Consider the following 10,600-nt stretch of genomic DNA (forward strand, 5'->3'; position numbering starts at 1 on the left):
CTAATTCTTCTTTATTACTAGGATTACATAACTTAATTGATAGCATTAATCAATTTCCCACACTGCTTCTTTCTGGATAAATCACCTTATTTCGTAATCTTTTAATTCGGAAAGTGACAGAAGAGGGATACCTTGTGAAACTGCCATTGGTTCGGAACTTGAGAATGATTCACCAATAACAAGTGCCATATCTTCAAGTTCAGAGATATTGAATATTTTGTAAGCAATACCTTTTTCTTCAAGCAGAAATTTCATTTATTTTTCCTTATTAGTCGATATTTTTACTGGATCTAGAAAATAGAGCGATCGCTATTTGATGTTTTAACAGCTTTAGAAAATGACATGATAATTCTCCGAAAAAAATATTTGAACTATTTATAATCTTAAAAAGAAGGTTATTGATTAGTGCCTTCTGTAACTAACAATGATTGATATTGGACTGACTCACATCGCGCTCCCCATATCAAATGTTGAGCGAAGTATTGAATTCTATTCCACCTATGCAGGTATGCAGGTTGTTCATCATCGTATTGATGCGGAAACAGGTGTTGCCGTAGTTTGGCTCACTGATAGTACTCGACCTTTTGTAATTGTTTTAATTCAAACCGATTCTGTAGCTCCTGTTCTTTCTCCATTCGCACATCTTGGTGTTGGTTGTTCGAGTCGCAAACATATGGATAATCTCTGCAACAAAGCGCGTTCTGAGGGTGTACTGATTAAAGAACCGAAAGACTCTGGATATCCAGTAGGCTATTGGGCATTTCTGCGCGATCCAGATGGTCACACTCTCGAACTTTCCTATGGTCAGGAAATTGGTTTGACAGTAGAGAAAACTATGCTCTAATTTTGATAACTTTCATCTTCTATCTTTTTCTGCCTTTTCCTAATTCGCACCAAGCGTATAATTTAATTCACATCATACGTTTGATTTATTTCTTCTTCTGAGTCAAAATATTGACTTAACTGTTTTCATCTGTCGGCATAAACAGATACGAACCAACAACAAACACCACACTGGCAGGAAGGTGCAAAAATACATGGATTGAAATACCTTCAGTAAGTTCGATTAATCCATCGAAAAGAAACATCAATGAGCCGATGAGAAATAACCAACTAACTAAAGAATCGCGATCGAGTAATGCTGTGTTTTTAGTAAGATTGTCGTTTTCTGCTGTAGTTATTGCCGTTAACTTTTCTGGATGAATTACTGTAACAAATTTGCTTTTTTGCTGGTGATTTTTATTAGTGATATGCTTCTTTTCTGGTAACATTTTGATTCCTCAAATTTTAAGATAATTCTTGTTAAAGACTAATTTTCTTTTCTTTACGGCTTTTGAGTTTGAGCGATGTCCTCTAGCAAAGACAAAGCCGTTTGCGGTTTCCAGTTGCCCATCCCTTAAGAAAATGCTCAAAGGCATTCTCTAACTGTGATTGATAGTTCATGAATTCTTCTAAGCTAATGGTGACAATGCTTATACTGAGATCAATTCAGCAATTTGGGTACGAGCAGATGCAATCGAATCAGCTAATTTCTGTCCACCGTACTCGTCATTTTCCACTGTAATAAAAGTAATATCGGTAACACCCAACATTCCAAATGCTTCTTTGATTAGTGGTGTTTGAAAATCCCGTTGATGGTTGCGTTCTCCAGGTGCAAAACCACCATCTCCACGAGAAGCAATAACGAACATTTTTTTACCATGTACTAAAGGCTTGTAAGGAAATTCTGGGTTTTCGTCGGGAATATAAGCCCAAGTGCGATTAATTCGGACAATATTATCGATGTATGCTTTAAAACCACTGGTTACGCTCCAGTTATACATCGGTACACCCATGACATAAATATCTGCTGCTAAAAATTCATCTACTAATTCGTCACTGAGGTGAAGGGCTGACTGCATTTGGTGCAGCAGCTTTTCTGATGGAGTAAAAGCTGCTGCAATCCAGTCTTCGGTTACATGGGGAATAGGATTACGACCGATATCGCGATAAGTTACCGTAGCAGTAGAATGTGTTTTTTTCCAAGCTTCGACAAATTCTCTAGTTAATCTGCGAGAGTGGGAGCGATCTCCCCTCGGACTAGCATCAATGTGTAATAGACGAGGGAACGCGCAGGTTGAGTTAACCATACTTTAGGAAACCTCTATACTTGTTAAGTTTTGTCAGTTAAATCGTTACAATTACAGAATAAATAACTGAATAATTTTGAGCTATCTAAATCTTGCTCAACTTCCAAAATATTGCTATCAGTTTGTCAAAAAGGTAAAGCGTTATGGTTAGTTCGTCCACAAAATCATCACCTATTGTTTCCAGTCTAGATTTGGGTTGGGAATCTCTTATTGTTGAAGAATTTCAGCAACCTCTAGGGAGTGGCGAAATTTTTGCTGAAAAAGAGCATACAATTGCTTTATGTTTGGCAACCAAACCTCATCGTATTTGGCAAGCTGTCGACGATCGCTCTTATGTCGGAGTTTATACTAAAGGCGATATTTCTATTACGCCAGCCGAACTTCCTAGTTCCTATCGAGCCTATGGTAATGACCACTACTTACAAATAAGAATTCCTCCCCAGTTTCTCAAGCAAGTCGCTACAGAAGCCATCAACTCCGATCCAGATCGCCTGGAATTAAAGACAGAATTTTGCGATCGCAATTCTCAAATTGAGCAACTTGCCATGATGTTACGAGCCGAACTGTATCAAGGTAGTAATGGGGTAGGAAAGCTTTATATCGAATCTTTAGCTAATGCTTTAACAGTTAACCTACTGCGAGATTATTCTGGAACTAAACCTCAAGTAGCAATTTATAAAGGAGGATTGAGCGATCTCCAGTTGCTTCAAGTAACAGATTATATTAACGATCATCTTACTCAATCAATTAAACTAAAGGATTTAGCCGAGTTTTTAGGCATTAGTCAATTTCATTTCAGTAGATTATTTAAAAAATCTACAGGAATATCTCCTCATCAGTATGTAATACAGCAAAGAATCGAACTAGCTAAACAGTTATTAAAAAAAGCCGATATTTCGATTGCAAACATAGCTTTAGAATGCGGTTTCAATAGTCACGCTCATTTAGGAAAATACTTTCGTCAAATGACAGGAATGACTCCCAGAGAATATCGCCAAAATAGATAATTGAATGAATTTCAGTATCTTCAAACTAATTTCTGATCTGCATTCCAACATCCATCTCAGCAAATAATTAGATTCTTAGGTGGTATTGACCTAAATAAAATGAGTTTGTCATTAAGACGAGCGGAGAAAAGCGATCGCTCGTCTTAATGGCTTTATCGGTGTAATTGGTGTTCTTAGTGGAGTCGAAGCATCTGGATTGTCATTGGCAAGAGTATTTTCTAATCAATTACGAGTTCAAGGAATTTACGTCGGAAGCCGACAAATGTTTAAAGCCATGAACACGGCAATTACACTGCACCGTTTAAAGCCAGTAGTTCATGAAGTTATTCCTTTTTCGGAGGCACGAAGAGCTTACGAACTGCTAGAATCAGGCAAGCATTTTGGAAAAATCGTCATTACGAGATAGTCTTTTGGGATGGTTTTATATATCAGCCCCAAGAGATATATGACAATGTAAGTCAAGCCCTTGATATGGCAGTAAAGAGTGTCAAGACTATTATTGGTTATTAATTAGCACTCGCTATTAGTCCTTAACCGAACGGTATTGAAATGGGTTCTATAGAAATCGAAGATTTTGAGAGAATTTTTACCATGAAAAAGGCTTTGATAGTCGCAGTTTTAACTGTTTCGGCTCAACAGAACCTAGCAAACTCACCAGAATTTCTTGTTTGTTTTACATCAACAATTCCTGCCACAAATAGCTCTATAACTGGTGAAATGTTACTGGAGGAGACTATTCGCCACTGCATCAATTCTCAAGACAACACTACTAATATTGTCGCCAGAATTATCCAATGTGATTCGCGAGCCCAGAAAATTACCGATGAGCTAGCTAATATCCACCTAGAGAAAAGTGATTGGAAAGCAACTTATAATAGTGGAAGCATTACTATCTCCGTTGCTGGATACGATAATCACCGAGCTATATCAGCTACTGGAATCCCCAGCTTTAATTCACCAGTTATTTTGGAATATGGTGAACCATATTCGGCAGGTTTTGGAATAGAAGTGGGAACAGCAATCGTTTGTAATGTACGTCAACTTAAAGATTATGTCGGACAATTCTAATAATTTGTAAGTCTTTTCTTAAGGCACACTAGAGGCAGTATTGATGGTGTTGTAATGCCCAAGATTTCTCTATGTAATCGTTGTTCTCTTTATGCCCATAACCCACATATAGTATGTGTAGTACTCATGTCATTAAAAAAATATTTACATTGACTTCAGACCAGACCCCAACATTCAAGAAGAGGAACAATGGAGTCCATCTGGAGCTAGCTGGTATGGCGACGAACTAATTGCTAATAGACCATCTCGCTACACAAAAGATAGAGCTTCATCTAACTTCATAAAGTTCATCTTTACCGCACATTCAATTAAATTCTCAGAGCGACACTCTCTTAATTGATATAATTTTCAACAAAGAGAGCTAAAGGCGATCGCTAAAAATTTAAGAGATCACTAAAATACTTGAGGAAAAAATGACGTTAAACTTTTTCTAGTGTGTAGCTTGATAGCGAAAAATGATGTTTTGAATGCTTTGGCGATTGAGATGACAATACTCCAATAATTTGCTTAGTTTTTTGAGAGTGAGCCCAAATAAACGAGTCAATTTATTCTTTAAAAGTCAAGCCGTTAATAGGATGACGAGATTCTTTCTTTGATAAAATTCCCCGAAAACGCCAGATAAACGCGATCGCTGCGGTAGCTATACCGATATAAGAACCAAGCCATATTCCTGTGCCAGCCAAATCGGTATGAAATCCTAGAAAGTAGCTTGTTGTTAAACCAACTCCCCAGTAAGAAAAAGTACCTAGTAACATCGGAATCCGAGTATCTTGCAACCCTTGTAGGACACCGTTAGCCGTTCTTTGTACACCATCTAAAACTTGTCCAAAAGCTGCCACTGTCATCAGAGAAACTCCGATATTCAAGACATTGGCGTTAGCTGGATCGTTAAGATTGAGATAAAGCCCGATGATTTGTCGTGAATGAGTAAAAAGGGCGATCGCAGCAACAATCAGAAACATCACTGCTAATCCAATACTAACGAATGCAGCTTGTCGAACCTGTTGCCAATCTCGCTGTCCAAACCACTGTCCAACTCGAACGGTTGCTGCGTAGGACATGGCTAAAGGAACCATGTAAATTACTGTCAGGGTTTGTAAGACAATTTGGTGCGCTGCCAAAACAGGTGTTCCTAAAGCCCCCATGAAAAATGTCAGGGTTGTAAACAGTCCATATTCTAGTAGGGTTGTAATACCAATAGGTCCACCTACCCAAAGCAATTGCTGCATAGTTTTAGGTTCTAAGCGATGCAGGGTTTTGAAGAGAGAATACTGGCGCAGTGCTTTGTGCCAAACCATGTAACCCAGTAAAGACAAGAACATAATCCAATGAGCGCAAATACTAGCAACTGCTAAACCAGCGATACCCATTTCAGGAAAACCTAATTTACCAAATGCTAAAACATAATTGCCAATAATATTAAATCCCGTTGCGGTAACTACAATGAACATGACTGGACGAGCCTCCGAAAGAGAAACAATACAGCCTCTAAGTACCGCAAATGCGATCGCTGGAAATAATCCCCATGCCATTACATTCAGATAGGTATCGGCAAGAGTTACGATATTTTCTGCTTGTCCAAACTGGTGCATTAAACCATCTAAATTAGCAATAATCATCATTCCAGGAATGGCTAATAGTAAAGCAATCCACAAACCCTGACGAGTAATCTGTCCTACCCTTCGATTTTGTTTAGCCCCATAAGCTTCTGCTACCAATGGACTTACCCCAGAAATAATTCCGATCCCTGTCATCATCATTGCCATAAAAATCATTGTGGCTAATCCACCTGCTGCTAAGACTTCCTGCCCTAGCCAACCCATCATGACTGCATCGACAAATCCAGTTGTTGCTTGAGCAACCTGTGCGCTAGCTAGGGGAATTGCTAGTTTTAAGAACTCACGGATTTCTGTTTGAATATTGGAACGAATTGAAATAGAAGTCATGAAATAATACCTTTAAATTAGTTTTTTGATGATGACAACTTACAAAGCTGCGCTCTCCTCCCGAACTAGGAGTGATGCTAAAGTTGGCAATTTTTTAAAAAACTTTTATGCTTTTTAAGCTTTGTTGGTTCGATCGTTACAATTACAGAATAAGTAACTCAAACTTGAAGAGCTATTTAAATCTTGCGCGGATATCAAAATCTTGCTGCGAGTTTTGAATAAGAGGTAAAAAGTTTGTGACAAGTTCGTTACCCAAACCACAAACTGAAACTCCATTACCAATTGTTTCCAGTAAAGATTTAGGTTGGCAATCTATTCTCGTTGAAGAGTATCAGCAACCGATCCACATAAAAGCTGCATAATTCTGACGCTCAATCCCTATATATAGCTTGAAACGTTTTGGCAAACTCGATGTTGGTCAGCTTAGAAGTTTGAAGAAATACTTTTTTTAGTAAACTATCAAAAAAGGAGAACAATCAAATGACTGGCGATCGCAACATTAATCTGGGTAGCGGTAACTATAACGAGCGTATTGAAGGGGATTATATTCAGGGTAATTATTATAATGCACCACAAAAACAAAATCTCGCTCAAGCAGCAGCAGAAATTCAAGAATTACTCAAACAATTAGATAAAACCTATGATACGAGTACTGATTTAGGCAAAGAGAAGGTAGCATCTGAAACTATTAAGAAGATTGAAAATAATCCAGAATTAAAAGCGCGGATATTTAGTGCGCTAAAAGCTGGTGGAATATCTGCATTAGACTCATTAATAGATCATCCTGCAGCTACTTTTGTGGTTGCTGCACTAGAAGATTGGGGCAATACAAGCAATTAAGTACTTGATGTTTAAGAGGTTGTTTGAGAAGTCCCATTTGTTACACCAAAGCCCCCTAAATCCCCCAAATTTGGGGGACTTTCTATCCTTCTCCCCCCAGATTTGGGGGGCTGGGGGGCAAAACCAAGAACTCGAACGTCAAAAAATAACTTTTCAGATGTCCTCTAAGCATAAAACTATACTTTTTATTTCGATTATTTATTTTTACCTGTTGAAAGATGATGAACAATAACGATGGGAATGGCGATCTCGATATCGATCTAAACTCAGGTAATTATAACGAGAATATTGGGCGAGATTATAATGATAATCGTAAAATTATTAACAATCCCCCTCCAGAAAAACCTTTTAAACCCATCAAATATATACCTAAATTTGGTAGTAAGAACTTTGTTGGACGACAAGACGACCTAATCACAGTTCACCAGGAGTTATACGAGGGACAAAACAACAGAGTCGCCATTTCTGCTGTGTCGGGAATGGGTGGTGTGGGTAAAACAGAGTTAGCGATACAGTACGCAAATAAACACAACGATGATTATTCTGGGGGTATTTGTTGGTTAAATGTTAGAGGTGGAAATTTAGCTACGGAAATTATTCAATTTATCCAGTTGGAGATGGGTTTAGAAGTCCCACAGAAAGATTTGCAAGAAAATGCGCTGACTGTGGAGGAACAAGTAGCTTGGTGTTGGCAAAATTGGCGACCACCAGAAGGTTTGGTGTTGGTAATATTAGATGATGTTACAGAATACAGAGATATCAAAAAACTATTACCAAGAACTAATAATCAGCGTTTTAAGTTATTAATCACAACTCGTCAGCGACGGTTAGATTCTAATTTTGTCGATCTACCCCTAGATGTACTCTCAGAGGATGAATCTTTGTCACTGTTGAGAGGTATTTTGGGTGAGGAAGATGGACGGATAGACAGGGAACTTCAAATAGCTAAAGATTTATGTCAATGGCTGGGTTATTTACCTCTTGGTTTAGAATTAGTGGGACGATATTTGCTAGAAGACCCAGATTTATCAGTCGCTGAGATCTTGGAAGAATTGAATGAAGAGCGATTGGATCAGGAGGCTATTAATCCCGAATCAGAGGACTTAGAAGCAACAGAAATGACAGCGAAGTTGGGGGTTCAAGCTGCATTTAATTTGACTTGGAAAAGGCTTGATTTAAAGACCAAGGAAGTTGGAGAATTGTTAAGTTTATTCGAGCCGACTGTAATTGCTTGGAAATATGTAGATTCTGTTAGCGAGTCATTGAACTGGATAAAGAAAGATGTTAAGAACGCGAAAAAGCAACTTTATAAACGCCATCTCATCGAAAGGTTAGGTGAAGAAGAAGCTAGCTATAAAATTCATCCCTTAATTCGAGAGTTTCTGCAAACCAAAATCAACGACTCAGAACATAAACGTGACTACACACAAAGCTTCTGCGCGAAGTTCATCGAAATTGGTAGAACAATTCCTGAAGCAACAACCCTAGAGTTTATCAACTCTGTGAAAAACGCGATTCCCCATTTAACAGAAGTTGCAGAAAATCACCTTGATGCAGTCAGCGATGAAAATTTAATTTGGGCTTTTATTGGTTTAGCTAGATTTTACAACGGACAAGGTTTATATACCTTAGCAGAACCTTGGTTTCAGCAATATGTAGAAGTAGTTAAATCTCATTTCGGAGAAAATCATCGCAACTATGCAGAAAGCTTGAACAACTTAGCTTTACTCTACAAATCCCAAGAAAAGTACGAGGAAGCCGAACTTCTTTATACCCAAGCAAAAGAGCTATGTAAACGTATCCTAGGAGAAAATCATCCCCACACAGCAACTAGCTTGAACAATTTAGCTGGACTCTACTATTCCCAAGGAAAGTACGAGGAAGCAGAACCCCTTTTAATCCAAGCATTAGAGTTAAGAAAACGCATCTTAGGAGAAGATCATCCCGACTATGCACAAAGCTTGAACAACTTAGCTTTACTCTACAATGCCCAAGGAAAGTACGAGGAAGCAGAACCCCTTTTAATCCAAGCTTTAGAGTTAATAAAATGCATCCTAGGAGAAGATCATCCCCACTATGCAACCAGCTTGAACAATTTAGCTTTACTCTACTCTAACCAAGGAAAATACGAAAAAGCTAAACCCCTTTATATCCAAGCTTTAGAGTTAACAAAACGCATTTTAGGAGAAGATCATCCCGACTATGCAAGAAGCTTGCACAATTTAGCTTCACTCTACTCTAACCAAGGAAGGTACGACCAAGCCGAACCCCTTTTCATCCAAGCCTTGGAGATTGCAGAGCAGGTTTTGGGTTCAGATCATCCCAAAACGGAGATGATTCGTCTCATAACTGAAAATTTTATTCTTCTGAGGAAATCAAATAATTATTGATTTGTTTCACATACAGAGGATCTTGTTGTAGCGCAAAAGGAATCGCTTCAAAGACTTGATTAGAATCTATAGCCGTACAAAATTAGATTAGGACAATTAAAGCGGTCGGTTCGTAAGTAGCAAGTAGCAAGTAGCAAATTTAAAAGTGTCAAATGCGTTTATGCGTATTGCTTATTTCATCGTATTCATGAACCAAACGATTTCTTAATCCTGCTGATGGTGCTAATTGTCTGGCTAAATCTTCAGTTAGGACACCATATTTAGCAAGTTCTATAAATGCTTCAAAATTATTTACCATATTACCCGATCGCAGTCTAGATAAAATATGGTGATTGATATCTATCGCAGCTTGAATTATTAATTGCAATAGTCTTTCTATAATGAGTTGCTTATTATAATCAATAAGATAATCATCAAGGCTAATATTAGAAAACTGTTCCAAAATATTATAATATTTAGCAATTAACCTTAACCTGGTCAAAACAATCTCAGATTGTATATTACTCATGTTGGTTTTGACCAATTATTTAAATCGATCGCAATCAACTTATGTTGTTCTTCACGGAATTTTTTTAGTTCCGATTCTGGTTTTAAGGATGTTAAGCGGAAATATTCAAAACCATAAGGGTCTTTTTCAAAAATTAAAATACCATCGCGAGCAACAAAATGAGAAATTAACCAAGAGCAATGATTTAGTTCCACTATATCGATTTTTTCAGGGTTAATACCCAATACCTCTCCAAGCAGCATTGGTAAATCGAATCTACCCCAAGCCTTTGTCTCATTATTCTCTTGTTTGTTATCATATAAAACTGCAAAATCCCAGTCGCTATGATTACTAGCATTACCTGTTGCTCTTGAACCAAACAAGACTAGCATTTTCAAATAGGGAATTTTTTCTGGTAGTTGTCGAGCTAATTTTTTGATGCGTTCGAGATCGGATGATGTTTCTAACATGGATGCTTCCTATTACTACCCATCGTATTTTATCGCCGACTTATATGAAGTCCGCTTGATTGCTTCTCATAAAATCTTTGTGTCCTTCTTTGCGCCTTAGCACGGACAATTTAAACTTTTGAGGAAACCTCAAAAGCAGCAATTCTCATTTTGGCAAAAATAGGGATTTAGTTCTCTATCTTTGACAGATAACTAAGATTAATGAGGGATAATTTTTGGTTAAATTATGAAATTATAGATGTGGAGGGTGGATAAAATCCTCA

At 37.7% G+C, this 10,600-nt stretch carries 13 protein-coding genes; 7 read left to right on the plus strand and 6 right to left on the minus strand.

Annotated features, from left to right (window positions below; all coding sequences use genetic code 11):
• Positions 1-81: 81 nt before the first annotated feature.
• Positions 82-255 carry a hypothetical protein gene (locus H1P_RS36565; RefSeq protein ID WP_186376155.1) on the minus strand — a complete coding sequence of 58 codons (174 nt, stop codon included), beginning with the start codon at positions 253-255 and terminating at the stop codon, positions 82-84.
• A gap of 169 nt (positions 256-424) precedes the next feature.
• Between H1P_RS36565 and H1P_RS26395 the strand changes: the two genes are divergently transcribed.
• Complete coding sequence (locus H1P_RS26395) at positions 425-844, plus strand: VOC family protein (RefSeq protein WP_144873197.1); 420 nt, start codon at positions 425-427, stop codon at positions 842-844.
• Between the two features lie 115 nt (positions 845-959).
• Here the strand turns inward: H1P_RS26395 and H1P_RS26400 are convergent, their stop codons facing one another.
• Positions 960-1,271, minus strand: coding sequence for a hypothetical protein (locus H1P_RS26400; RefSeq protein WP_144873200.1), 312 nt, complete (start codon positions 1,269-1,271; stop codon positions 960-962).
• 201 nt (positions 1,272-1,472) lie between these two features.
• The gene (locus tag H1P_RS26405) at positions 1,473-2,129 is read right to left on the minus strand and encodes an FMN-dependent NADH-azoreductase (RefSeq protein ID WP_144873203.1); all 657 of its coding nucleotides are present in this window, start codon (positions 2,127-2,129) and stop codon (positions 1,473-1,475) included.
• 143 nt (positions 2,130-2,272) lie between these two features.
• Here H1P_RS26405 and H1P_RS26410 point away from each other — a divergent pair, with 143 nt between their 5' ends.
• The 3 genes from H1P_RS26410 to H1P_RS26420 all read left to right on the plus strand — a co-directional run bounded on the left by H1P_RS26410 (position 2,273) and on the right by H1P_RS26420 (position 4,204).
• Positions 2,273-3,136, plus strand: coding sequence for a helix-turn-helix domain-containing protein (locus H1P_RS26410; RefSeq protein WP_144873206.1), 864 nt, complete (start codon positions 2,273-2,275; stop codon positions 3,134-3,136).
• A gap of 202 nt (positions 3,137-3,338) precedes the next feature.
• Positions 3,339-3,542, plus strand: a complete 204-nt coding sequence (locus H1P_RS26415; RefSeq protein WP_144873209.1) for a zinc-binding dehydrogenase — start codon at positions 3,339-3,341, stop codon at positions 3,540-3,542.
• Between the two features lie 143 nt (positions 3,543-3,685).
• A complete protein-coding gene (locus H1P_RS26420; protein ID WP_144873212.1) occupies positions 3,686-4,204 on the plus strand; it encodes a hypothetical protein in 519 nt (172 codons plus the stop codon).
• A 545-nt stretch (positions 4,205-4,749) separates the two neighbouring features.
• Here H1P_RS26420 and H1P_RS26425 read toward each other — a convergent pair.
• The gene (locus H1P_RS26425; RefSeq protein ID WP_144873215.1) at positions 4,750-6,150 is read right to left on the minus strand and encodes an MATE family efflux transporter; all 1,401 of its coding nucleotides are present in this window, start codon (positions 6,148-6,150) and stop codon (positions 4,750-4,752) included.
• Between the two features lie 236 nt (positions 6,151-6,386).
• Here H1P_RS26425 and H1P_RS39030 point away from each other — a divergent pair, with 236 nt between their 5' ends.
• The 3 genes from H1P_RS39030 to H1P_RS26440 all read left to right on the plus strand — a co-directional run bounded on the left by H1P_RS39030 (position 6,387) and on the right by H1P_RS26440 (position 9,380).
• Positions 6,387-6,512 (plus strand): hypothetical protein, encoded by a 126-nt coding sequence (locus H1P_RS39030; protein WP_281291231.1) that lies wholly within the window; start codon positions 6,387-6,389, stop codon positions 6,510-6,512.
• A 118-nt stretch (positions 6,513-6,630) separates the two neighbouring features.
• The gene (locus H1P_RS26430; protein ID WP_144873218.1) at positions 6,631-6,990 is read left to right on the plus strand and encodes a hypothetical protein; all 360 of its coding nucleotides are present in this window, start codon (positions 6,631-6,633) and stop codon (positions 6,988-6,990) included.
• Positions 6,991-7,208: 218 nt separating this feature from the next.
• Complete coding sequence (locus H1P_RS26440; protein ID WP_222427251.1) at positions 7,209-9,380, plus strand: tetratricopeptide repeat protein; 2,172 nt, start codon at positions 7,209-7,211, stop codon at positions 9,378-9,380.
• Positions 9,381-9,528: 148 nt separating this feature from the next.
• Here the strand turns inward: H1P_RS26440 and hepT are convergent, their stop codons facing one another.
• Together hepT and mntA are read right to left on the minus strand one after the other, a co-directional pair.
• Positions 9,529-9,888 carry a type VII toxin-antitoxin system HepT family RNase toxin gene (gene hepT, locus H1P_RS26445; RefSeq protein WP_144873224.1) on the minus strand — a complete coding sequence of 120 codons (360 nt, stop codon included), beginning with the start codon at positions 9,886-9,888 and terminating at the stop codon, positions 9,529-9,531.
• Positions 9,885-10,337: a type VII toxin-antitoxin system MntA family adenylyltransferase antitoxin gene (gene mntA / locus H1P_RS26450; protein WP_144873227.1), complete on the minus strand. Its 453-nt coding sequence runs from the start codon at positions 10,335-10,337 to the stop codon at positions 9,885-9,887. Before mntA ends, hepT begins: the two co-directional genes overlap by 4 nt.
• Between the last annotated feature and the right edge of the window lie 263 nt (positions 10,338-10,600).

The sequence above is a fragment of the Hyella patelloides LEGE 07179 genome (assembly GCF_900659865.1).
Lineage (GTDB): Bacteria > Cyanobacteriota > Cyanobacteriia > Cyanobacteriales > Xenococcaceae > Hyella > Hyella patelloides.

Bases quoted from the DNA above. Each gene is read 5' to 3' on its own strand.
- H1P_RS26440 (WP_222427251.1), top strand. From the start codon at position 7,209: ATGATGAACAATAACGATGGGAATGGCGATCTCGATATCGATCTAAAC.
- H1P_RS26395 (WP_144873197.1), top strand. From the start codon at position 425: ATGATTGATATTGGACTGACTCACATCGCGCTCCCCATATCAAATGTT.
- H1P_RS26425 (WP_144873215.1), bottom strand. From the start codon at position 6,150: ATGACTTCTATTTCAATTCGTTCCAATATTCAAACAGAAATCCGTGAG.
- H1P_RS26400 (WP_144873200.1), bottom strand. From the start codon at position 1,271: ATGTTACCAGAAAAGAAGCATATCACTAATAAAAATCACCAGCAAAAA.
- H1P_RS36565 (WP_186376155.1), bottom strand. From the start codon at position 255: ATGAAATTTCTGCTTGAAGAAAAAGGTATTGCTTACAAAATATTCAAT.
- H1P_RS26420 (WP_144873212.1), top strand. From the start codon at position 3,686: ATGGGTTCTATAGAAATCGAAGATTTTGAGAGAATTTTTACCATGAAA.
- hepT (WP_144873224.1), bottom strand. From the start codon at position 9,888: ATGAGTAATATACAATCTGAGATTGTTTTGACCAGGTTAAGGTTAATT.
- H1P_RS26410 (WP_144873206.1), top strand. From the start codon at position 2,273: ATGGTTAGTTCGTCCACAAAATCATCACCTATTGTTTCCAGTCTAGAT.
- H1P_RS26405 (WP_144873203.1), bottom strand. From the start codon at position 2,129: ATGGTTAACTCAACCTGCGCGTTCCCTCGTCTATTACACATTGATGCT.
- H1P_RS26430 (WP_144873218.1), top strand. From the start codon at position 6,631: ATGACTGGCGATCGCAACATTAATCTGGGTAGCGGTAACTATAACGAG.
- mntA (WP_144873227.1), bottom strand. From the start codon at position 10,337: ATGTTAGAAACATCATCCGATCTCGAACGCATCAAAAAATTAGCTCGA.